At 59.8% G+C, this 21,578-nt stretch carries 18 protein-coding genes and 3 tRNA genes; 18 read left to right on the top strand and 3 right to left on the bottom strand.

Annotation, left to right across the window (positions count from 1 at the left end):
* Positions 1–30 precede the first annotated feature (30 nt).
* Both IB267_RS08260 and IB267_RS08255 read left to right on the top strand, forming a co-directional pair.
* Entirely contained in the window at positions 31–651 is a 621-nt protein-coding gene (locus IB267_RS08260) for an FMN-dependent NADH-azoreductase (RefSeq protein WP_192447228.1), read from the top strand.
* A 131-nt stretch (positions 652–782) separates the two neighbouring features.
* A complete protein-coding gene (locus tag IB267_RS08255) occupies positions 783–1,073 on the top strand; it encodes a hypothetical protein (protein ID WP_192448273.1) in 291 nt (96 codons plus the stop codon).
* 188 nt (positions 1,074–1,261) lie between these two features.
* Here the strand turns inward: IB267_RS08255 and IB267_RS08250 are convergent, their stop codons facing one another.
* On the bottom strand, positions 1,262–2,137 hold the full coding sequence (locus tag IB267_RS08250; RefSeq protein ID WP_043614183.1) for an RNA methyltransferase: 876 nt from the start codon (positions 2,135–2,137) through the stop codon (positions 1,262–1,264).
* 217 nt (positions 2,138–2,354) lie between these two features.
* Here IB267_RS08250 and IB267_RS08245 point away from each other — a divergent pair.
* The 3 genes from IB267_RS08245 (at position 2,355) to tuf (ending at position 3,989) form a co-directional block, all read left to right on the top strand.
* Positions 2,355–2,439, top strand: a tRNA-Tyr gene (locus IB267_RS08245).
* A gap of 23 nt (positions 2,440–2,462) precedes the next feature.
* Positions 2,463–2,536, top strand: a tRNA-Gly gene (locus IB267_RS08240).
* Between the two features lie 277 nt (positions 2,537–2,813).
* Entirely contained in the window at positions 2,814–3,989 is a 1,176-nt protein-coding gene (tuf, locus tag IB267_RS08235) for an elongation factor Tu (RefSeq protein WP_034795467.1), read from the top strand.
* Positions 3,990–4,113: 124 nt separating this feature from the next.
* Here tuf and IB267_RS08230 read toward each other — a convergent pair whose 3' ends face one another.
* Positions 4,114–4,650, bottom strand: a complete 537-nt coding sequence (locus IB267_RS08230; RefSeq protein WP_192447227.1) for a GrpB family protein — start codon at positions 4,648–4,650, stop codon at positions 4,114–4,116.
* Positions 4,651–4,904: 254 nt separating this feature from the next.
* On the opposite strand from IB267_RS08230, the gene IB267_RS08225 reads away from it, so the two are divergent.
* From IB267_RS08225 to rpoC, 9 genes are all read left to right on the top strand, one after another.
* Positions 4,905–4,980 (top strand) — tRNA-Trp (locus IB267_RS08225).
* Between the two features lie 197 nt (positions 4,981–5,177).
* A complete protein-coding gene (gene secE / locus IB267_RS08220) occupies positions 5,178–5,378 on the top strand; it encodes a preprotein translocase subunit SecE (RefSeq protein WP_034795473.1) in 201 nt (66 codons plus the stop codon).
* Between the two features lie 16 nt (positions 5,379–5,394).
* Entirely contained in the window at positions 5,395–5,925 is a 531-nt protein-coding gene (nusG, locus tag IB267_RS08215) for a transcription termination/antitermination protein NusG (RefSeq protein WP_034795476.1), read from the top strand.
* Between the two features lie 207 nt (positions 5,926–6,132).
* Complete coding sequence (rplK, locus tag IB267_RS08210; protein ID WP_043626293.1) at positions 6,133–6,564, top strand: 50S ribosomal protein L11; 432 nt, start codon at positions 6,133–6,135, stop codon at positions 6,562–6,564.
* Positions 6,565–6,568: 4 nt separating this feature from the next.
* Positions 6,569–7,267 (top strand): 50S ribosomal protein L1, encoded by a 699-nt coding sequence (rplA, locus tag IB267_RS08205; RefSeq protein ID WP_043626296.1) that lies wholly within the window; start codon positions 6,569–6,571, stop codon positions 7,265–7,267.
* A gap of 329 nt (positions 7,268–7,596) precedes the next feature.
* Positions 7,597–8,115 (top strand): 50S ribosomal protein L10, encoded by a 519-nt coding sequence (gene rplJ / locus IB267_RS08200; RefSeq protein ID WP_034795485.1) that lies wholly within the window; start codon positions 7,597–7,599, stop codon positions 8,113–8,115.
* Between the two features lie 58 nt (positions 8,116–8,173).
* Positions 8,174–8,551: a 50S ribosomal protein L7/L12 gene (gene rplL / locus IB267_RS08195; RefSeq protein WP_034795489.1), complete on the top strand. Its 378-nt coding sequence runs from the start codon at positions 8,174–8,176 to the stop codon at positions 8,549–8,551.
* A 267-nt stretch (positions 8,552–8,818) separates the two neighbouring features.
* Entirely contained in the window at positions 8,819–12,958 is a 4,140-nt protein-coding gene (gene rpoB, locus IB267_RS08190) for a DNA-directed RNA polymerase subunit beta (protein ID WP_192447226.1), read from the top strand.
* Between the two features lie 184 nt (positions 12,959–13,142).
* Positions 13,143–17,348, top strand: coding sequence for a DNA-directed RNA polymerase subunit beta' (rpoC, locus tag IB267_RS08185; RefSeq protein ID WP_192447225.1), 4,206 nt, complete (start codon positions 13,143–13,145; stop codon positions 17,346–17,348).
* A 115-nt stretch (positions 17,349–17,463) separates the two neighbouring features.
* Here the strand turns inward: rpoC and IB267_RS08180 are convergent, their stop codons facing one another.
* A complete protein-coding gene (locus IB267_RS08180) occupies positions 17,464–17,760 on the bottom strand; it encodes a hypothetical protein (RefSeq protein WP_034795498.1) in 297 nt (98 codons plus the stop codon).
* 568 nt (positions 17,761–18,328) lie between these two features.
* Between IB267_RS08180 and rpsL the strand changes: the two genes are divergently transcribed.
* The 4 genes from rpsL to IB267_RS08160 all read left to right on the top strand — a co-directional run.
* A complete protein-coding gene (gene rpsL, locus IB267_RS08175) occupies positions 18,329–18,700 on the top strand; it encodes a 30S ribosomal protein S12 (RefSeq protein ID WP_003507760.1) in 372 nt (123 codons plus the stop codon).
* Positions 18,701–18,777: 77 nt separating this feature from the next.
* Positions 18,778–19,248: a 30S ribosomal protein S7 gene (rpsG, locus tag IB267_RS08170; RefSeq protein ID WP_104668469.1), complete on the top strand. Its 471-nt coding sequence runs from the start codon at positions 18,778–18,780 to the stop codon at positions 19,246–19,248.
* 33 nt (positions 19,249–19,281) lie between these two features.
* Positions 19,282–21,381 (top strand): elongation factor G, encoded by a 2,100-nt coding sequence (gene fusA / locus IB267_RS08165; RefSeq protein WP_192447224.1) that lies wholly within the window; start codon positions 19,282–19,284, stop codon positions 21,379–21,381.
* 70 nt (positions 21,382–21,451) lie between these two features.
* A partial coding sequence (locus tag IB267_RS08160) for a GTP-binding protein (protein ID WP_244520023.1) occupies positions 21,452–21,578 on the top strand: 127 nt, incomplete at its 3' end.

Raw genomic sequence — 21,578 nt, 5'->3', positions numbered from 1 at the left:
TCACCGCAACGTAAACACAAAGGTGTTCCCATGAACGTTCTTCATATCGACTCCGGTATTCTTGGCGACCACTCGGTTTCCCGCCGTCTGACGGCCGCCCTTGCCGCCCAGGTCAAGGCTGACCGCCCGGATGCCCAGGTGACCTACCGCGATCTCGCTGGCAGCTCGCTGCCGCATCTGACCGGCGCTCAGATCATGGCCCCGGCCGACCTCGAAGGCGTCGACGCCGGCCTTGCTGCGGACGTCAAGCTCGGCCGTGACATGCTGGAAGAATTCCTGGCCGCCGACACCGTCATCATCGGCGCGCCGATGTACAACTTCGGCATTCCGAGCCAGCTGAAGGTCTGGATCGACCGCATCGCCGTCTCCGGCAAGACTTTCCGCTACACCGAGAACGGTCCGGAGGGCCTCGCCAAGGGCAAGAAGGTCATCGTCGCCTCCACCCGTGGCGGCCATTACTCCGCCGGCCCGGCGACCGTCATGGATCACCAGGAATCCTACCTGAAGACGGTCTTCGGCTTCCTTGGCATTACCGATGTCGAGTTCGTTCGCGCCGAAGGCCTGAACCTCAGCGCCGACTCCAAGCAGTTTGCGATCGCCGAGGCTGAAAAGACCATCTCCGAAGGCAACGTGCTTCGCCTGGCGAGCTAAAAATCAAGTTCAGCGGATCACCGAGGTGATCCGGTGGGAGGGGCGTATGCCCCGCGTGCGGACGGTGCCGGTTGCGCAAGCAGCCGGCATTGTCCGTTTTCGAATATCGATATCTGCTTTATAATGGCCTCATGATGGACAGGCGGACGATCCTTTGGGGCATGGCCGCTGCGGTGGCCTTCTTGTTCGCTGCCGAAGCCACGCTGGCTGCGCCGCCGGATCATGGCTGCACCTGTCGAAACCGAGACGGTTCCAAATATGAGCTTGGGCAGGTCGCTTGCCTGCGCGTCGATGGCAACGCCTATCTCGCGCGATGCGAGATGAACCTCAATGTGACCACGTGGAAGAAATTGCGTGAAGGCTGCCCGACGGCCGGCATGAGCACGCCCGGTCGCATTGCGCAGCAATCCGTCGGTTTGTGACGGGTCGGCGCGGCTTGCCGTCCTCTTTCCCGATCTTTCGAAGCCGCACGGCATCAGGCTCCGCAATCCTACCGGTGCGAAGATATCCACAGGCGCCAGTTCGCGTTAAGGCCTCGGCTTTGGAGCCGTTGCGGATGACGTGGCCGCCGGCGCCGTAACGCTGAGGCGGCCAGGAGCGTCCGGCGATGTCAGCGCTTCAGATACTGGCGGGCCGCATACATGGCGATCGCCGCTGCGTTCGAGACGTTCAGCGACTTGATCGCGCCAGGCATGTCGAGCCGGGCAAGGTCGTTGACGATCGAGCGGGTCTTCTGCCGGAGCCCCTTGCCCTCGGAGCCGAGTACGAGCGCGATCTTCTCGCCGCTGAACGTTCCTTCCAGCGGCTGCGGTCCTTCCGAATCAAGGCCAATCGTCTGGAAGCCCAGTCGATGCAACTCCTCGATGGCATCACCAAGGTTGGTGATCTGGATATAGGGGATCATTTCCAGCGCGCCGGAGGCCGATTTGGCGAGCACGCCCGATTCGGTCGGGCTGTGGCGCATGGTGGTGATCAGCGCGCCGGCATCGAAAGCCACGGCCGAGCGCATGACGGCGCCGACATTGTGCGGATCGGTTACCTGGTCGAGCACGAGGATCAGCGGGCAGTCGCGCAGCGCCTCCAGCCGGCGATGCGGCAGCGGGCGCGTTTCGAGCATCACGCCCTGGTGGATCGCGTCGGGACCGAGAATCTTGTCGAGATCCTGTGGCGTCACCGTTTCGACTGGGAAGGGCAGGGCCGAAAGCTCCCCGAGTTCCAGCCTTGCGGCGGCGTTCTGGGTCACACTGAGGCCAATGATCTGACGCGCCGGATTGTCCAGCGCGGCGCGAACCGTGTGCAGGCCGTAAAGCAGCACTTGCTCAGGGGCGAGCTGCGGCGCTTTCCAATCGGCTGGGGCCTTTCGGCGCCTGTCCTCTTTCGGGGTTGGAATTTCGCCACGCTCGCGCTTGGCGTCGCGGTGCGCGCGCCTCAGGTTTGCGTAATGGGTGTCCTTGGCGCTCTTGTCGCCGGTGCGATCTTTGCTCATTGGCGTCTTATAGAGGGCTTGCCTGTCCGGCGAAATGGTTTTCCGCGCTGGGGGTAATTTTGCGGCTGTGGAGAAAATCGGATTTTTTGCACCGAGCCGTGTTGACAGGACGAAACGAGGCAGTCATATACCCGGCCACAGATCGAGAGCGGCACCGACAAGTCGCTGGTTGTCTCACGATCTCAAATGCTTGGTCGAAAGATCCCGACAGAATAATGGAGGGATGCCCGAGTGGTTAAAGGGGACGGACTGTAAATCCGTTGGCTCAGCCTACGTTGGTTCAAATCCAACTCCCTCCACCATTCTGCTTCTGGATCGAAGGCCCGCGGGTATAGCTCAATGGTAGAGCAGCAGCCTTCCAAGCTGAATACGCGGGTTCGATTCCCGCTACCCGCTCCAATAGCGGTGTCCTCCTTTCTTTCAGATTAATGTAGCAAATAAACATTCGCCGCTAAGCGCTTGAATGTTCTGAGGCTGCAGCGATTCGCGGCGTGATGATGCCCAATCTTGTACCGGCGTTGCGCGCTTCTTATATATCTGCAGGAAGAGGCCGTCGGCGGCCGGTCCGGGCGCGCGCAATTAAGTCTTGCGCAAATCCCCTGAAACCCTTAAACGGCTCCACAAACCGGCCCTGCCGGCTGATCATTATTCATACTTGACCACAGGAAACGTACCCATGGCAAAGAGCAAATTTGAGCGCAACAAGCCGCACGTTAACATTGGCACGATTGGCCACGTTGACCATGGCAAGACGTCGCTGACCGCAGCGATCACGAAGTACTTCGGCGAGTTCAAGGCGTACGACCAGATCGACGCCGCTCCGGAAGAAAAGGCCCGTGGTATCACGATTTCGACGGCCCACGTTGAGTATGAGACGCCGAACCGTCACTACGCTCACGTTGACTGCCCCGGCCACGCCGACTACGTCAAGAACATGATCACCGGTGCAGCGCAGATGGACGGCGCGATCCTGGTTTGCTCGGCTGCTGACGGCCCGATGCCGCAGACCCGCGAGCACATCCTGCTTGCTCGTCAGGTTGGCGTTCCGGCAATCGTCGTGTTCCTCAACAAGGTCGACCAGGTTGACGACGCCGAGCTTCTCGAGCTCGTCGAACTGGAAGTTCGCGAACTTCTGTCGTCCTACGAATTCCCGGGCGACGACATTCCGATCATCAAGGGCTCGGCTCTTGCTGCTCTGGAAGATTCGGACAAGAAGATCGGCGAAGATGCGATCCGCGAGCTGATGGCTGCCGTTGACGCCTACATCCCGACGCCTGAGCGTCCGATCGACCAGCCGTTCCTGATGCCGATCGAAGACGTGTTCTCGATCTCGGGCCGCGGTACGGTTGTGACCGGTCGCGTTGAGCGCGGCATCGTCAAGGTTGGCGAAGAAGTCGAAATCGTCGGCATCCGCGACACGTCGAAGACGACGGTTACGGGCGTTGAAATGTTCCGCAAGCTGCTCGACCAGGGCCAGGCCGGCGACAACATCGGCGCGCTGATCCGTGGTGTTAACCGTGACGGCGTTGAGCGTGGCCAGATCCTGTGCAAGCCGGGTTCGGTCAAGCCGCACAAGAAGTTCATGGCCGAAGCCTACATCCTGACGAAGGAAGAAGGCGGCCGTCATACGCCGTTCTTCACCAACTACCGTCCGCAGTTCTACTTCCGCACGACGGACGTGACGGGCATCGTCACGCTGCCGGAAGGCACGGAAATGGTTATGCCGGGCGACAACGTCACGGTTGCCGTTGAGCTGATCGTTCCGATCGCGATGGAAGAAAAGCTGCGCTTCGCGATCCGCGAAGGCGGCCGTACCGTCGGCGCCGGCATCGTTGCCTCGATCGTCGAGTAACGATCGAAAGGCGATGCCGTAAGCTGCCGACTGCAGTAAAAAAGGTGCAAATGGCGCGCAAGCGCGATTTGCACACGGCGCCGGCATCGTTGCCTCGATCGTTGAGTAATCTGCTGATTAAATCTCAGTAGGAAGGCCCCGCCGGCGACGGCGGGGCCTTTTTCGTCGAGCAAGTCGCCAGTACCGCTTCGATGAAGGCACGCTTGCCGTTGGTGTAGATATCCCAATCGCCCCCAGCCTTGCTCGCGAGCTGCCTTTTCAGCGTCTCGTAGCGGCGGGCGAGATCTTGGTTCTTCCGGAGCGCATCGCGAAAGAGCATGCGCTCCGCATGAGCGGCGTTGTCGTCTCCGCAGAGATAGAGCCGCGTACCATAGGGGAGTGTTGCCGCCGTAAACGTCCGCAAGCCGTTTGCGTGCGGATCGCCGTGATAGGCGTAGCTGGCCTTGCTGAGGCGCGCGCTGAGCTCCGGCAGTGCCCCTGGGTCCGTGATCACCGCATCGATATCGATTTTCGGCTTCGCAGCCAGTCCCGGTATCGCCGTACTGCCGATGTGATGGATCTCGCGGACGAAAGGCGAGAGCAGGGCGGTGATGAAACGCGCCTGCTCGTCAAAGAGCGAGGGCCAGAGGGGATCATGTTCGACCAGCGTGATGCGCGACATGCGAATCGATTCCGATGAGGGCGCTGCCGGCAGCATAGCGAATGCCGGCCGTGCCACGACCATTTCTGAGTGGCGCGGCAGTGACTTGCCTTTTCACTGTTGGGCGCTCCGACCGGCAGGGCAGGGGATAGATGCAGTTGAATGAGGATTTTTTTGCTTCTTCGGTGAAAGGCGCTTGTCATCCTCCGGCAAACTGAATATGAAGCCGCTGACTTGAGGCGGCGACACGTTGTTGAACGGGCACGCAGCCGAATAGGGGTATAGCTCAGTTGGTAGAGCGGCGGTCTCCAAAACCGCAGGTCGGGGGTTCGAGCCCCTCTGCCCCTGCCATTCTCTCCAGGCTTGCATAAGCGCTGAAGGTTCGGCAGAGTAAGTTTAAGGATCGGTTAGCCGATCGACGAAATTCACAGAAAAGACTGATTGGCTCTTGTGGTTTTCAGAATCGGTCTTTATGTAGGGTCCAAACAGACACGCGGTGCGTGGGGCTGAATCATCGGCTTTACGCGCCGTAATGGCGTGAGCATTACATGGCATCCAAAACGAATCCGGTAACGTTTCTGCAGCAGGTTCGCTCTGAGACGTCGAAAGTGACCTGGCCCTCTCGGCGCGAGACGATGATCTCGACGCTGATGGTCTTTGTCATGGTCTTTTTTGCCGCTGCCTTCTTCTTTGCTGCGGACCAGTTGATGGGTTGGGCGATCGGCCTCATCCTCAACGTTGGCGCTTGATTGGGTGGAGGCTAGTATGGCTGCGCGCTGGTACATTGTTCACGCCTATTCGAACTTCGAAAAGAAGGTCGCTGAATCGATCGAGGAAAAGGCCAAGCAGAAGGGTCTCGAGCATCTGTTCGAGAAGATTCTGGTGCCGACCGAGAAGGTTGTCGAAGTGCGTCGTGGCCGCAAGGTCGATGCCGAGCGCAAGTTCTTCCCGGGCTACGTTCTGGTTCGCGCCAATCTGACGGACGAGGCATTCCACCTCATCAAGAACACGCCGAAGGTAACCGGCTTCCTCGGTACCGACAGCAAGCCCGTTCCGATTCCGGACCATGAAGCCGAGCGCATCCTCGGTCAGGTCCAGGATGGTGTCGAGCGTCCGAAGCCTTCGGTCTCGTTCGAGATCGGTGAACAGGTTCGCGTTTCGGATGGTCCGTTCGCTTCGTTCAACGGTGTCGTTCAGGATGTCGACGAAGAGCGTTCGCGCCTCAAGGTCGAAGTTTCGATCTTTGGTCGCGCGACCCCGGTCGAGCTGGAATACGGTCAGGTCGAGAAGGTCTGATAAGGCCTAAAAAGGTAGGGTGGGTTTCGGCCCATTCTGGCGGAGAAATCCGCATGCGCGTGGAAGGATGCCGGCCTTAGCCGGGTCGGATGTTCCGTACCACGCAACCGCAGCCGCCGATCCCCGTGATCGGCACAAGTCGGGAAACCGGCGCAATTGATCCTCGGTGCGATCCGTCGCAAGGGGATTTCAGAAAGGCAGAGAGAAATGGCTAAGAAAGTTGCAGGCCAGCTCAAGCTGCAGGTGAAGGCTGGGTCGGCCAATCCGTCCCCGCCGATCGGTCCTGCGCTTGGTCAGCGTGGCATTAACATCATGGAATTCTGCAAGGCGTTCAATGCCGCCACGCAGGAAATGGAAAAGGGTATGCCGATCCCGGTCGTCATCACCTATTACCAGGACAAGTCCTTCACCTTCGTTATGAAGCAGCCGCCGGTCAGCTACTTCCTGAAGAAGGAAGCGAAGATCCAGTCCGGTTCGAAGACCCCCGGTAAGGGCGGTTCGGCCGGCAAGCTCACCAAGGCTCAGATCAAGTCGATCGCCGAAGCCAAGATGAAGGATCTCAATGCTGCCGATATCGAAGGCGCAATGGCCATGATCGAGGGCTCCGCCCGCGCTATGGGCCTGGAAGTGGTAGGCTAAGACCATGGCGAAGATTGCAAAGCGAGTACAGAAGTCCCGCGAGGGCGTTGACCCGACGAAGATCTACGGCCTCACCGAAGCCGTCTCGATGGTCAAGGAACGCGCAACTGCCAAGTTCGACGAAACCATCGAAGTTGCGATGAACCTCGGCGTTGACCCGCGCCACGCTGACCAGATGGTCCGCGGCGTTGTCAACCTGCCAAACGGCACCGGCCGCTCGGTTCGCGTCGCCGTTTTCGCACGTGGCGCCAAGGCTGATGAAGCCAAGGCTGCTGGTGCTGACGTCGTTGGCGCAGAAGAGCTCGTCGAAATCGTCCAGGGCGGCAAGATCGATTTCGATCGTTGCATCGCGACCCCGGACATGATGCCGCTCGTCGGCCGCCTCGGTAAGGTTCTCGGCCCGCGTGGCATGATGCCGAACCCGAAGGTCGGAACGGTTACGATGGATGTCGCTGGTGCCGTCAAGGCTTCCAAGGGCGGCGCCGTTGAATTCCGCGTCGAGAAGGCCGGTATCGTTCATGCTGGCATCGGCAAGGCGTCCTTCGACGCCAAGGCACTGGAAGAAAACATCCGTGCTTTCGCTGACGCCGTCGTCAAGGCGAAGCCGACCGGCGCCAAGGGCAACTACGTCAAGCGCGTCGCGATTTCGTCGACCATGGGCCCGGGTCTCAAGATCGACCCCGCCACGCTCAGCGTCGCCTAATGAATTTCGGGCTTCGGCCCGAGACAGAATTCCCGGCCTTTCGGGGCCGGGAATCCGGACGTCAAGTCCGGAACTCCTGTCCGAGATTGCGGGTGGTTATACCTTAATCACTTCGGCCTGCATGAGACGGGTAAGATCTGAATTTCACTATGGCGCCGGAGGCGTCGAAATTCGGTTCGAACCTCGCTTGCCTTGTGTCAGACCCGGCTCTTCCGGGAACGCCAAGGGACAGGATCCTTAAGCGTTATCAGGGATCGAGCAGATCTCGGGTGACAAAGGCAAACCCGATGGGGCTGCATTATTGCAACCCTGTCTACTGGAGACAGACAGTGGAAAGAGCGGAAAAACGCGAATTCGTCACGGAGCTGAACGAAGTCTTCAAGGCTTCCGGTTCGGTTGTCGTGGCCCACTATGCTGGTGTCACAGTTGCGCAGATGAACGACTTCCGTTCGAAGATGCGCGCTGCTGGCGGCACCGTCAAAGTCGCGAAAAACCGCCTGGCCAAGATCGCTCTTCAGGGCACCGAGTCGGAAGGGATGACGAATCTCTTCAAGGGTCAGACGCTGATTGCATACAGCGAAGACCCGATCACGGCTCCTAAGGTTGTCATGGATTTCGCCAAGACCAACGACAAGCTCGTTGTTCTCGGTGGCGCCATGGGCACGACCACGCTCAACGCCGAAGCAGTCAAGTCGCTCGCGACCCTGCCTTCGCTCGACGAGCTGCGCGCAAAGCTGCTGGGCCTTCTCAATGCCCCGGCAACCCGCGTCGCAACGGTTGTACAGGCACCGGCAAGCCAGCTTGCTCGCGTGTTCTCGGCCTATGCCAAGAAGGACGAAGCCGCCTAAGGCGGATTTTCGCTGTTGTATTTAAAACCAGTTCGAACCGAACAAAAGGAAAAGTAAAATGGCTGATCTCGCAAAGATCGTTGAAGACCTCTCCTCGCTGACCGTTCTGGAAGCTGCTGAGCTTTCCAAGCTGCTCGAAGAGAAGTGGGGCGTTTCGGCTGCTGCTCCGGTAGCTGTCGCTGCTGCTGGCGGCGCTGCTGCTCCGGCTGCTGCTGAAGAAGAAAAGACCGAGTTTGACGTTATCCTCGTTGACGCTGGCGCCAACAAGATCAACGTCATCAAGGAAGTTCGCGGCATCACCGGCCTCGGCCTCAAGGAAGCCAAGGACCTGGTCGAAGGCGCTCCGAAGCCGGTTAAGGAAGCAGTTTCCAAGGCTGAAGCTGCTGACCTCAAGAAGAAGCTCGAAGACGCTGGCGCCAAGGTTGACGTCAAGTAATTCGGCTACATGCAAGGGGAGGTGGCCTTTTCAGGCCGCCTCTCTTTGACCGTTTTTAGAACATATTACCCAAAAGCCTGTCGAAAAACGGCTTTTGGGTAATGGGTTCTTCAAGAGGATGGTCTCGAACGGAAGGCAGCACAGCAATCCGCGCTGAGCGTTTTTCGTTGGTTGGACGAGATTGAACTACTCATTGATTGACGGGGTCGACTGGCCATCGGTTCCCGTCCGTTGCAGGCCCGGATGCAAGATTGACAAGGAGCGACGATGGCTCAGACCCTTTCGTTTAACGGTCGCAGGCGCGTACGCAAGTTTTTTGGTAAAATTCCAGAAGTCGCAGAAATGCCGAACCTCATCGAGGTTCAAAAGGCATCCTACGACCAGTTTCTGATGGTTGAAGAGCCCAAGGGCGGTCGCCCTGATGAGGGGCTCCAAGCTGTTTTCAAGTCGGTTTTCCCGATCAAGGATTTCTCGGGCGCATCGATGCTTGAATTCGTTTCGTACGAATTCGAGCCGCCGAAGTTCGACGTCGAGGAATGCCGTCAGCGCGATCTGACCTACGCAGCGCCGCTCAAGGTGACGCTGCGCCTCATCGTGTTCGATATCGACGAGGATACCGGCGCGAAGTCGATCAAGGACATCAAGGAACAGAACGTCTACATGGGCGACATGCCGCTCATGACCGACAACGGTACGTTCATCGTCAACGGCACCGAGCGCGTCATCGTTTCGCAGATGCACCGTTCGCCGGGCGTGTTCTTCGACCACGACAAGGGCAAGAGCCACTCGTCGGGCAAGCTGCTCTTTGCAGCCCGCGTCATTCCTTACCGCGGTTCCTGGCTCGATATCGAGTTCGACGCCAAGGACATCGTTCACGCCCGTATCGACCGCCGCCGCAAGATTCCGGTGACGTCGCTGCTGATGGCGCTCGGCATGGACGGCGAGGAAATCCTCGACACCTTCTACACGAAGTCGCTCTACCAGCGCGACGGCGAAGGTTGGCGCGTGCCTTTCCAGCCGGATGCGCTGAAGGGCCAGAAGACGCTCGCCGACATGATCGACGCCGACACCGGCGAAGTCGTTGTCGAATCCGGCAAGAAGCTGACCCCGCGTCTGCTTCGCCAGCTGCAGGAAAAGGGCCTGAAGGCGCTCAAGGCGACCAATGATGATCTCTACGGCAACTACCTTGCCGAAGACGTCGTCAACTTCAGCACCGGTGAAATCTACCTCGAAGCCGGCGACGAGATCGACGAGAAGACCCTTCCGGTCATCCTCTCGGCCGGTTTCGACGAGATCCCGGTTCTCGACATCGACCACATTAATGTCGGCGCCTACATCCGCAACACGCTGACCGTCGACAAGAACGAGAACCGTCAGGACGCTCTGTTCGACATCTACCGCGTCATGCGTCCGGGTGAACCGCCGACCATGGATTCCGCGGAAGCCATGTTCAACACGCTGTTCTTCGATGCCGAGCGTTACGACCTTTCGGCCGTCGGCCGCGTCAAGATGAACATGCGTCTCGACCTCGAAGTCGCCGACACCGTGCGCATCCTGCGCAAGGAAGACATCCTGGCCGTGGTCAAGATGCTCGTCGAGCTGCGTGACGGCAAGGGCGAGATCGACGACATCGACAACCTCGGCAACCGCCGTGTTCGTTCGGTCGGCGAGCTCATGGAGAACCAGTACCGTCTCGGTCTGCTCCGTATGGAGCGCGCGATCAAGGAACGTATGTCCTCGATCGAAATCGACACGGTCATGCCGCAGGACCTGATCAACGCGAAGCCGGCTGCTGCCGCCGTTCGCGAGTTCTTCGGCTCCTCGCAGCTGTCGCAGTTCATGGACCAGGTGAACCCGCTTTCGGAAATCACCCACAAGCGCCGTCTTTCGGCTCTTGGCCCGGGTGGTCTGACCCGCGAGCGCGCCGGCTTTGAAGTCCGCGACGTTCATCCGACCCACTACGGCCGTATTTGCCCGATCGAAACGCCGGAAGGCCCGAACATCGGTCTGATCAACTCGCTTGCAACCTTTGCCCGCGTCAACAAGTACGGCTTCATCGAAAGCCCGTACCGCAAGATCGTCGACGGCAAGGTGACGAACGACGTCGTCTATCTCTCCGCAATGGAAGAGGCGAAGTACCACGTCGCCCAGGCGAACTCGATTCTCGAGAACGACGGCTCGTTCGCTGAAGAGTTCGTTGTTTGCCGTCACGCCGGCGAAGTTATGCTGGCGCCGCGCGACAACATCAACCTGATGGACGTTTCGCCGAAGCAGCTCGTTTCGGTCGCAGCGGCGCTCATCCCGTTCCTTGAGAACGACGACGCCAACCGCGCACTGATGGGCTCGAACATGCAGCGTCAGGCCGTGCCGCTGCTGCGTGCCGAAGCACCGTTCGTCGGTACCGGCATGGAGCCGGTCGTTGCCCGCGACTCCGGCGCAGCAATTGCCGCCCGTCGTGGCGGTGTCGTCGACCAGGTTGACGCGACCCGTATCGTTATCCGCGCCACCGAAGACCTCGATCCGTCGAAGTCGGGCGTCGATATCTATCGTCTGCAGAAGTTCCAGCGTTCGAACCAGAACACCTGCGTCAACCAGCGCCCGCTGGTCACCGTCGGTGACATCCTGAACAAGGGCGACATCATCGCTGACGGTCCGTCGACCGATCTCGGTGACCTGGCTCTCGGCCGCAACGCGCTCGTCGCGTTCATGCCGTGGAACGGCTACAACTACGAAGACTCGATCCTGCTCTCCGAGCGGATCGTGCGCGACGACGTGTTCACCTCCATCCACATCGAAGAATTCGAAGTGATGGCGCGTGACACCAAGCTGGGTCCGGAAGAAATCACCCGCGACATTCCGAACGTTTCGGAAGAAGCGCTGCGCAACCTCGACGAAGCCGGTATCGTTTATATCGGTGCTGAGGTTCAGCCGGGTGACATCCTCGTCGGCAAGATCACGCCGAAGGGCGAAAGCCCGATGACGCCGGAAGAAAAGCTTCTGCGCGCCATCTTCGGTGAAAAGGCCTCCGACGTTCGCGACACCTCGATGCGCATGCCCCCCGGCACCTTCGGTACCGTCGTCGAAGTTCGCGTCTTCAACCGCCACGGCGTTGAGAAGGACGAGCGCGCGATGGCGATCGAGCGCGAGGAAATCGAACGCCTCGCCAAGGACCGCGACGACGAACAGGCGATCCTGGACCGTAACGTCTATGCTCGCCTCGTCGACATGCTGCGTGGTCACACGGCCGTTGCCGGCCCGAAGGGCTTCAAGAAGGGCACCGAGCTTTCGAACCTCGTCGTCAGCGAATACCCCCGCTCGCAGTGGTGGATGTTCGCCGTCGAAGACGAAAAGGCTCAGGGCGAGATCGAAGCTCTGCGCGCCCAGTACGACGAATCCAAGTCGCGCCTTGAACAGCGTTTCATGGACAAGGTCGAGAAGGTCCAGCGCGGCGACGAAATGCCTCCGGGCGTCATGAAGATGGTGAAGGTCTTCGTCGCTGTGAAGCGCAAGATCCAGCCGGGCGACAAGATGGCCGGCCGTCACGGCAACAAGGGTGTCGTGTCGCGTATCGTGCCGATCGAAGACATGCCGTTCCTGGAAGACGGCACGCATGTCGACGTCGTTCTGAACCCGCTCGGCGTGCCTTCGCGCATGAACGTCGGCCAGATCCTCGAAACCCACCTTGGCTGGGCTTGCGCCGGCATGGGTCAGAAGATCGGCGCGATGCTCGACGCCTACAAGGCAGGTGCCGATATCCAGCCGCTGCGCGACACCATCGACAGCGTCATCGGGTCGGGCCCGAAGGGTGAGCCGATCAAGCAGTACGACGACGAGTCGATCGTGCGCCTGGCCGAGCAGACCCGTCGCGGCGTTTCGATCGCAACGCCGGTCTTCGACGGTGCTGTCGAAGCCGACGTCAACGAGATGCTGGAGCAGGCAGGTCTGAAGGTGACCGGTCAGTCGACGCTCTATGACGGCCGTACCGGCGATCAGTTCGACCGCCAGGTGACCGTGGGCTACATCTACATGCTGAAGCTCAACCACCTGGTCGACGACAAGATCCACGCCCGTTCGATCGGTCCGTACTCGCTCGTCACCCAGCAGCCGCTCGGTGGTAAGGCGCAGTTCGGCGGTCAGCGCTTCGGGGAAATGGAGGTCTGGGCGCTCGAAGCGTACGGCGCCGCCTACACCCTGCAGGAAATGCTGACGGTCAAGTCGGACGACGTTGCCGGTCGTACCAAGGTCTACGAAGCGATCGTCCGTGGCGACGATACCTTCGAAGCGGGCATTCCGGAGAGCTTCAACGTTCTCGTCAAGGAAATGCGCTCGCTGGGCCTTTCGGTCGAGCTCGAAAACTCGAAGGTCGACGAGGCTGGCGCGGCGCAACTGCCCGACGCAGCCGAGTAAAGAGACCCAAGGTGCGTGCCGCTCATGCGGCGCGCACCGTTTCCGCCGGAAGACGCTGACGTCTCCGGCAGGAACGAAGCCGCAGCCAATGCGGTTTTAGCTGTTTATGGGGCAGGGGCCGGCGCCCGGGATTTGTCGGCACCCTCGCCAAGCTCAGGGCGTAAAGCCCGTAAAGGAGACAGGCATGAACCAAGAGGTCATGAATCTTTTCAATCCGCAGGTGCCTGCACAGACCTTCGATTCCATCCGGATTTCGATCGCCTCGCCGGAGAAGATTCTTTCCTGGTCTTACGGTGAGATCAAGAAGCCGGAGACGATCAACTACCGCACGTTCAAGCCGGAACGCGACGGTCTGTTCTGCGCGCGCATCTTTGGACCGATCAAGGACTACGAGTGCCTGTGCGGCAAGTACAAGCGCATGAAGTACAAGGGCATCATCTGCGAAAAGTGCGGCGTCGAAGTGACGTTGTCGCGCGTTCGCCGTGAGCGCATGGGCCACATCGAGCTCGCCGCTCCCGTTGCCCACATCTGGTTCCTGAAGTCGCTGCCGAGCCGCATTTCGACGCTGCTCGACATGACGCTGAAGGATGTCGAGCGCGTTCTCTACTTCGAAAACTACATCGTCACCGAGCCGGGTCTGACGTCGCTGAAGGAAAACCAGCTCCTCAGCGAAGAAGACTACATGCTCGCCGTCGACGAATTCGGCGAAGACCAGTTCACCGCCATGATCGGCGCCGAAGCGATCTATGAAATGCTCGCTTCGATGAACCTGGAAAAGATCGCCGGCGACCTGCGCGCCGAGCTTGCTGAGACGACCTCGGATCTGAAGCAGAAGAAGCTGATGAAGCGGCTGAAGATCGTCGAGAACTTCATGGATTCCGGCAACCGCCCGGAATGGATGATCATGAAGGTCGTTCCGGTGATCCCGCCGGATCTGCGTCCGCTCGTGCCGCTCGACGGCGGCCGTTTCGCGACGTCGGATCTGAACGATCTCTATCGCCGCGTCATCAACCGCAACAACCGTCTGAAGCGCCTGATCGAACTGCGTGCTCCGGGCATCATCATCCGTAACGAAAAGCGCATGCTGCAGGAATCTGTCGATGCGCTGTTCGACAACGGCCGTCGTGGCCGCGTCATCACCGGCGCCAACAAGCGTCCGCTGAAGTCGCTGTCCGACATGCTAAAGGGCAAGCAGGGCCGCTTCCGTCAGAACCTGCTCGGCAAGCGCGTCGACTATTCCGGCCGTTCGGTCATCGTGACGGGTCCGGAACTGAAGCTGCACCAGTGCGGCCTGCCGAAGAAGATGGCGCTCGAGCTGTTCAAGCCGTTCATCTATGCGCGTCTTGACGCCAAGGGCTTCTCGTCCACCGTCAAGCAGGCCAAGAAGCTCGTCGAAAAGGAAAAGCCGGAAGTCTGGGATATCCTCGACGAGGTCATCCGCGAGCACCCGGTTCTCCTGAACCGTGCGCCGACGCTGCACCGCCTGGGCATCCAGGCCTTCGAACCGACCCTGGTCGAAGGCAAGGCGATCCAGCTGCACCCGCTCGTCTGCACGGCCTTCAACGCCGACTTCGACGGTGACCAGATGGCCGTTCACGTGCCGCTGTCGCTCGAAGCTCAGCTCGAAGCCCGCGTGCTGATGATGTCGACGAACAACATCCTGCACCCGGCAAACGGCGCACCGATCATCGTTCCGTCGCAGGACATGGTTCTCGGTCTCTACTATTTGTCGATCCTGAACCAGAACGAGCCGGGCGAAGGCATGGCGTTCTCGGACATGGGCGAGCTGCACCACGCGCTCGAAACCAAGGCCGTGACGCTGCACGCCAAGATCCGTGGCCGCTTCAAGACCGTCGACGCCGAGGGCAACCCGGTTTCGAAGATCTATGAAACCACGCCTGGCCGCATGATCATCGGCGAGCTGCTGCCGCGCAACGTCAACGTGCCGTTCGACACCTGCAACCAGGAAATGACCAAGAAGAACATCTCCAAGATGATCGACACGGTCTACCGCCATTGCGGCCAGAAGGACACGGTCATCTTCTGCGACCGCATCATGCAGCTCGGCTTCGCCCATGCTTGCCGCGCCGGCATTTCGTTCGGCAAGGACGACATGGTCATTCCGGACACCAAGGTGAAGATCGTCGGCGACACTGAAGCGCTCGTGAAGGAATACGAGCAGCAGTACAACGACGGCCTCATCACCCAGGGCGAAAAGTACAACAAGGTTGTCGACGCCTGGGGCAAGGCGACCGAAAAAGTCGCCGAAGAAATGATGGCCCGCATCAAGGCGGTCGAGTTCGACGACAATGGTCGCCAGAAGCCGATGAACTCGATCTACATGATGTCGCACTCGGGTGCTCGTGGTTCTCCGAACCAGATGCGCCAGCTGGGCGGCATGCGCGGCCTCATGGCCAAGCCGTCGGGTGAAATCATCGAGACGCCGATCATCTCGAACTTCAAGGAAGGCCTGACCGTTAACGAGTACTTCAACTCGACCCACGGTGCCCGTAAGGGTCTGGCAGACACCGCCTTGAAGACCGCGAACTCCGGTTACCTGACCCGTCGTCTCGTCGACGTGGCGCAGGATTGCATCGTCAACTCCGTCGATTGCGGCACCGACAAGGGCCTCACCATGACGGCGATCGTCGATGCCGGTCAGGTCGTGGCTTCGCTTGGCGCTCGTATTCTCGGCCGTACGGCTCTGGACGACATCGATCACCCGGTCACGGGCGCTCGCATCGTCGATGCCGGCCGGATGATCCTTGAACCTGATGTCATCGAGATCGAAAAGGCTGGTATTCAGTCGATCCGTATCCGCTCTGCGCTGACCTGCGAAATCCAGACGGGCGTTTGCGGCGTCTGCTACGGCCGCGACCTGGCACGTGGTACGCCGGTCAACATGGGCGAAGCGGTTGGCGTTATCGCCGCACAGTCGATCGGTGAACCGGGCACCCAGCTCACCATGCGTACCTTCCACTTGGGTGGTACGGCGACCGTGGTCGACCAGTCGTTCCTGGAAGCGTCTTACGAAGGTACTGTTCAGATCAAGAACCGCAACATGCTGCGCAACTCTGACGGCGTTCTCGTCGCCATGGGTCGTAACATGGCCGTCCAGATCCTGGATGAACGTGGCGTCGAGCGCTCTTCGCAGCGCGTCGCCTACGGCTCGAAGATCCTCGTCGACGATGGCGACAAGGTGAAGCGCGGTCAGCGTCTCGCCGAGTGGGACCCCTACACCCGTCCGATGATGACGGAAGTGGAAGGTACCGTTCACTTCGAAGACGTCGTCGACGGCATCTCGGTTCTGGAAGCGACCGACGAGTCCACGGGCATCACCAAGCGTCAGGTTATCGATTGGCGTTCGACGCCGCGCGGTACCGACCTGAAGCCGGCGATCGTCATCAAGGACAAGAACGGCGCAGTCATGAAGCTGTCGCGTGGTGGCGACGCCCGCTTCATGCTTTCGGTCGACGCCATTCTGTCGGTCGAGCCGGGCACGAAGGTTTCGCAGGGTGACGTGCTTGCACGTTCGCCGCTCGAAAGCGCCAAGACCAAGGACATCACCGGTGGTCTGCCGCGCGTTGCCGAACTGTTCGAAGCACGTCGTCCGAAGGACCATGCCATCATCGCTGAGATCGATGGTACGATCCGCTTCGGCCGCGACTACAAGAACAAGCGTCGCGTTCTGATCGAGCCTGCTGAAGACGGTGTCGAGCCGGTCGAATACCTGATCCCGAAGGGCAAGCCCTTCCATCTTCAGGATGGCGACTACATCGAAAAGGGCGACTACATCCTCGACGGTAACCCGGCGCCGCACGACATCCTGGCGATCAAGGGCGTGGAAGCACTTGCTTCCTACCTGGTCAACGAAATCCAGGAAGTCTACCGACTGCAGGGCGTTGTCATCAACGACAAGCACATCGAGGTGATCGTCCGTCAGATGCTGCAGAAGGTTGAAATCACCGACGCCGGTGACTCGACCTACATCGTCGGCGACAACGTCGACCGCATCGAGCTCGAAGACGTCAACGACGGCCTGATCGAACAGGGCAAGAAGCCGGCTTACGGCGATCCGGTCCTGCTCGGCATCACCAAGGCCTCGCTGCAGACGCCATCGTTCATCTCGGCAGCGTCGTTCCAGGAGACCACGAAGGTCCTGACGGAAGCCGCAATCGCCGGCAAGACCGACGGCCTGCAGGGTCTGAAGGAAAACGTCATCGTCGGCCGTCTGATCCCGGCCGGTACCGGTGGCACGATGACCCAGATCCGTCGCATCGCAACCGCGCGCGACGAAATGATCCTGGAAGAGCGTCGTCGTGGCACGGGTGCGGATGTCGCAACGCCGATGCTCGCCGATCTCGCCAAGGAGAACGCGGCAGCCGAGTAATCGGGGAGGGCGGTCTCGCCCTCTTGATCCCAAAAAAGAAGCCGCCGGGAGCAATCCCGGCGGCTTCTTCATGTGTGATGTCTCGTAGCAGGCGGCGGATTTCCCCTCTGCCGGGTCAGCTGAAGCGGATAATCGCGACTTCGCCTTCGAGTGCGCCCTGATAGGCGGAGGCGTGCGGCTCTTCGCTCGGGACGTCGGTCAATGTGCCGATCTGGTCCAGGTCGGCCTCCAGAAAACCTTCTTCGGCGAGCGCGTTGAGCGCTTCGCGCACCGCGGTGTCGTCGTCGGGCGCCTTCAGCATCACGTGAATGTCCACGCCGTCCTCGTCGCCGTCGGTCTCGTAGGCCTTGCCGATGATGATGAACACCATCGGCTCGTCCGGGGCATTGTCGTTGTCTGGGGTGACGGCCATTTTGTTTCCTTTCGAATGGGCTTGGCGCGACCTTAGCGTCCTTTTTGAATCAGCGCGATGGAAATGCAGTGCCGCGCGGACGCTTGCCGTGGAGAGCGAGTCGATCGTGGTGGAAAACCCCCACAAAGTGGTTGCCGATTCCTTAATCCCGTCAGACACTCCGGGCATAGAGGGGCAGATGAGGCGGGCGCCAAGCGCCAAACCATGTGCAAAAGCCTTGTTTTTCAGGCATGCCGGGCGAACGCGCCCGGGAATATTTCTTAATTGCCCTTGACTGTTCGCCTTGAAATCAGTACACCCCGCCGCATCGGAGCCCATGTGAGGCTGGCTGGTTCGGAACGTCGCGTTCTGAAGTTCGCCTCAAACAAGGTTCGAAACGCACGCTGACGACTACAATGCTGCACGCACGACGCACACGATAGTGCGTCCTCTGCTTTATTTGGGGCCATCTGCGGAAAAGGCGGATCGGCCCTTGTTTTGCGCATTTCATGAGGCGTTCGAAACTGCCGGCGACGGCAACGATCCGCCCGCAAGGGTAATGTGACAAGATTTTGCAAGGGATGGGTATATGCCTACCGTAAACCAGCTGATCCGTAAGCCTCGTCAGGCACAGGTAAAGCGCAACAAGGTTCCTGCTCTGCAGGAAAACCCGCAGAAGCGTGGCGTTTGCACCCGCGTTTACACGACGACCCCGAAGAAGCCGAACTCGGCTCTGCGTAAGGTTGCCAAGATTCGCCTGACGAACGGCTTCGAAGTCATCGGCTACATTCCGGGTGAAGGCCACAACCTTCAGGAACACTCGGTCGTGATGATCCGTGGCGGCCGCGTTAAGGACCTTCCGGGCGTTCGTTATCACATCATCCGTGGTGTTCTCGATACCCAGGGCGTCAAGAACCGCAAGCAGCGCCGTTCGAAGTACGGTGCGAAGCGTCCGAAGTAATTCGGTTTTGAAAATCCCGGCGCTGCGCGAGGTCCTCCGCGTGGTAGAGCGCTAAATAGTTTGAAGAGACGAGAAGTATGTCCAGACGTCATAGAGCAGAAAAGCGTGAGATCAACCCGGATCCGAAGTTCGGTGATCTGGTTGTCACGAAGTTCATGAACGCGATCATGCTGCACGGCAAGAAGTCGGTCGCTGAAAGCATCGTTTACGGTGCGTTCGATGCGGTTCAGGCCAAGCTGAAGCAGGAGCCGATCGCTGTATTCCATTCCGCGCTCGACAATATCGCGCCGCACGTTGAAGTGCGTTCGCGTCGCGTTGGTGGTGCAACCTACCAGGTTCCGGTCGACGTTCGTCCGGAGCGCCGTCAGGCTCTCGCCATCCGTTGGCTGATCACGGCTGCACGCAAGCGCAACGAAACGACCATGGTTGATCGCCTCTGCGGCGAACTCATGGACGCAGCGAACAACCGTGGTAGCGCCGTGAAGAAGCGCGAAGACACGCACAAGATGGCTGATGCCAACCGTGCGTTCTCGCACTATCGCTGGTAATTCTGGCGCGAACGTCTCAAGAGGCAGTCCACTATGGCACGCGAATACAAAATCGAAGATTACCGTAACTTCGGTATCATGGCGCACATCGACGCCGGCAAGACCACGACGACCGAGCGCATCCTTTACTACACCGGCAAGTCCCACAAGATCGGCGAAGTCCATGACGGCGCCGCTACCATGGACTGGATGGAGCAGGAGCAGGAACGCGGCATCACGATCACGTCTGCTGCGACGACCACCTTCTGGAAGGGTCGTGACGGCAAGGCTCGCCGCTTCAACATCATCGACACCCCCGGCCACGTTGACTTCACCATCGAAGTCGAGCGTTCGCTGCGCGTTCTCGACGGCGCTATCGCGCTTCTCGATGCCAACGCCGGTGTTGAGCCGCAGACGGAAACCGTCTGGCGTCAGGCGGAAAAGTACAACGTTCCGCGCATGATCTTCTGCAACAAGATGGACAAGACCGGCGCGGACTTCTACCGCTCGGTCGAGATGATCAAGACCCGTCTGGGCGCGATTGCCGTCGTCATGCAGCTGCCGATCGGCGCTGAAACCGAGTTCAAGGGTGTTATCGACCTGGTCGAGATGAACGCTCTCGTCTGGCGCGACGAATCGCTCGGCGCCCAGTGGGACGTCGTCGAGATCCCGGACGACATGAAGGACAAGGCTGAAGAATATCGCGAAAAGCTGATCGAGACCGTTGTCGAGATCGACGAAGCCGCGATGGAAGCCTACCTCGAAGGCAACATGCCCTCGAACGACAAGATCCGCGAACTCGTTCGCCGCGGCACCATCGACGTGAAGTTCCACCCGATGTTCTGCGGTACCGCGTTCAAGAACAAGGGCGTTCAGCCGCTTCTCGACGCGGTTGTCGACTACCTGCCGTCGCCGCTCGACATTCCGGCGATCAAGGGCATCGACGCCAAGACCGAAGCTGAAATCGAACGTCATGCTGACGACGCCGAGCCGCTTTCGATGCTCGCGTTCAAGATCATGAACGACCCCTTCGTCGGTTCGCTGACCTTCGCACGCATCTACTCGGGCAAGCTCGAAAAGGGCTCGTCTGTGATGAATACGGTCAAGGAAAAGCGCGAGCGCGTCGGCCGCATGCTGCAGATGCACTCGAACAGCCGTGAAGACATCGAAGAAGCCTTTGCAGGCGACATCGTTGCTCTGGCCGGTCTCAAGGAAACCACCACGGGTGACACGCTCTGCGACCCGCTGAAGCCGGTTATCCTCGAGCGCATGGAATTCCCCGAGCCGGTCATCCAGATCGCGATCGAGCCGAAGTCCAAGGGCGACCAGGAAAAGATGGGCCTCGCGCTCAACCGCCTGGCAGCTGAAGACCCGTCGTTCCGCGTCAAGACCGACCAGGAATCCGGCCAGACGATCATCGCTGGCATGGGCGAACTTCACCTCGACATCATCGTCGACCGTATGCGTCGCGAGTTCAAGGTTGAAGCCAACGTCGGTGCTCCGCAGGTTGCCTACCGCGAAACCATCACGCGTCAGCACGAAGAAGACTACACGCACAAGAAGCAGTCCGGTGGTACCGGTCAGTTCGCGCGCGTCAAGCTCGTGTTCGAACCGAACCCGGATGGCGAAGATTTCGTCTTCGAATCCAAGATCGTCGGCGGTGCTGTTCCGAAGGAATACATCCCGGGCGTTCAGAAGGGTATCGAAAGCGTTCTGTCTTCGGGTCCGCTCGCTGGCTTCCCGATGCTCGGCGTCAAGGCGACGCTCATCGACGGTGCATTCCACGACGTCGACTCGTCGGTTCTCGCCTTCGAAATCGCATCGCGTGCTTGCTTCCGTGAAGCGGCCAAGAAGGCTGGTGCACAGCTTCTCGAGCCGATGATGAAGGTCGAAGTCGTGACGCCGGAAGACTACGTCGGCGACGTTATCGGCGACCTGAACTCCCGCCGTGGCCAGATCCAGGGCCAGGAATCGCGTGGCGTTGCCGTTGTGATCAACGCAAACGTCCCGCTGGCGAACATGTTCAAGTACGTCGACAACCTGCGCTCCATGTCTCAGGGCCGCGCGCAGTACACGATGACCTTCGATCACTACGCGCCGGTTCCGTCGAACGTCGCGCAGGAAATCCAGGCGAAGTATTCCGGTCAGAAGTGACCGGAATACCCAGACGCTGACAGAAGTTAAAAGTTTTCCCCGGTAGGGGATAGAAAACGGAGAGCCGGAAATGGCAAAGAGCAAATTTGAGCGCAACAAGCCGCACGTTAACATTGGCACGATTGGCCACGTTGACCATGGCAAGACGTCGCTGACCGCAGCGATCACGAAGTACTTCGGCGAGTTCAAGGCGTACG

The organism is Ensifer sp. ENS09, from assembly GCF_014852425.1.
Lineage (GTDB): Bacteria > Pseudomonadota > Alphaproteobacteria > Rhizobiales > Rhizobiaceae > Ensifer.
Note: the sequence above shows the minus strand (reverse complement) of the source record. Positions and strands in the feature narration are given on the sequence as shown.

Bases quoted from the DNA above. Each gene is read 5' to 3' on its own strand.
- IB267_RS08260 (WP_192447228.1), top strand. From the start codon at position 31: ATGAACGTTCTTCATATCGACTCCGGTATTCTTGGCGACCACTCGGTT.
- IB267_RS08255 (WP_192448273.1), top strand. From the start codon at position 783: ATGATGGACAGGCGGACGATCCTTTGGGGCATGGCCGCTGCGGTGGCC.
- IB267_RS08250 (WP_043614183.1), bottom strand. From the start codon at position 2,137: ATGAGCAAAGATCGCACCGGCGACAAGAGCGCCAAGGACACCCATTAC.
- tuf (WP_034795467.1), top strand. From the start codon at position 2,814: ATGGCAAAGAGCAAATTTGAGCGCAACAAGCCGCACGTTAACATTGGC.
- IB267_RS08230 (WP_192447227.1), bottom strand. From the start codon at position 4,650: ATGTCGCGCATCACGCTGGTCGAACATGATCCCCTCTGGCCCTCGCTC.
- secE (WP_034795473.1), top strand. From the start codon at position 5,178: ATGGCATCCAAAACGAATCCGGTAACGTTTCTGCAGCAGGTTCGCTCT.
- nusG (WP_034795476.1), top strand. From the start codon at position 5,395: ATGGCTGCGCGCTGGTACATTGTTCACGCCTATTCGAACTTCGAAAAG.
- rplK (WP_043626293.1), top strand. From the start codon at position 6,133: ATGGCTAAGAAAGTTGCAGGCCAGCTCAAGCTGCAGGTGAAGGCTGGG.
- rplA (WP_043626296.1), top strand. From the start codon at position 6,569: ATGGCGAAGATTGCAAAGCGAGTACAGAAGTCCCGCGAGGGCGTTGAC.
- rplL (WP_034795489.1), top strand. From the start codon at position 8,174: ATGGCTGATCTCGCAAAGATCGTTGAAGACCTCTCCTCGCTGACCGTT.
- rpoB (WP_192447226.1), top strand. From the start codon at position 8,819: ATGGCTCAGACCCTTTCGTTTAACGGTCGCAGGCGCGTACGCAAGTTT.
- rpoC (WP_192447225.1), top strand. From the start codon at position 13,143: ATGAACCAAGAGGTCATGAATCTTTTCAATCCGCAGGTGCCTGCACAG.
- IB267_RS08180 (WP_034795498.1), bottom strand. From the start codon at position 17,760: ATGGCCGTCACCCCAGACAACGACAATGCCCCGGACGAGCCGATGGTG.
- rpsL (WP_003507760.1), top strand. From the start codon at position 18,329: ATGCCTACCGTAAACCAGCTGATCCGTAAGCCTCGTCAGGCACAGGTA.
- rpsG (WP_104668469.1), top strand. From the start codon at position 18,778: ATGTCCAGACGTCATAGAGCAGAAAAGCGTGAGATCAACCCGGATCCG.
- fusA (WP_192447224.1), top strand. From the start codon at position 19,282: ATGGCACGCGAATACAAAATCGAAGATTACCGTAACTTCGGTATCATG.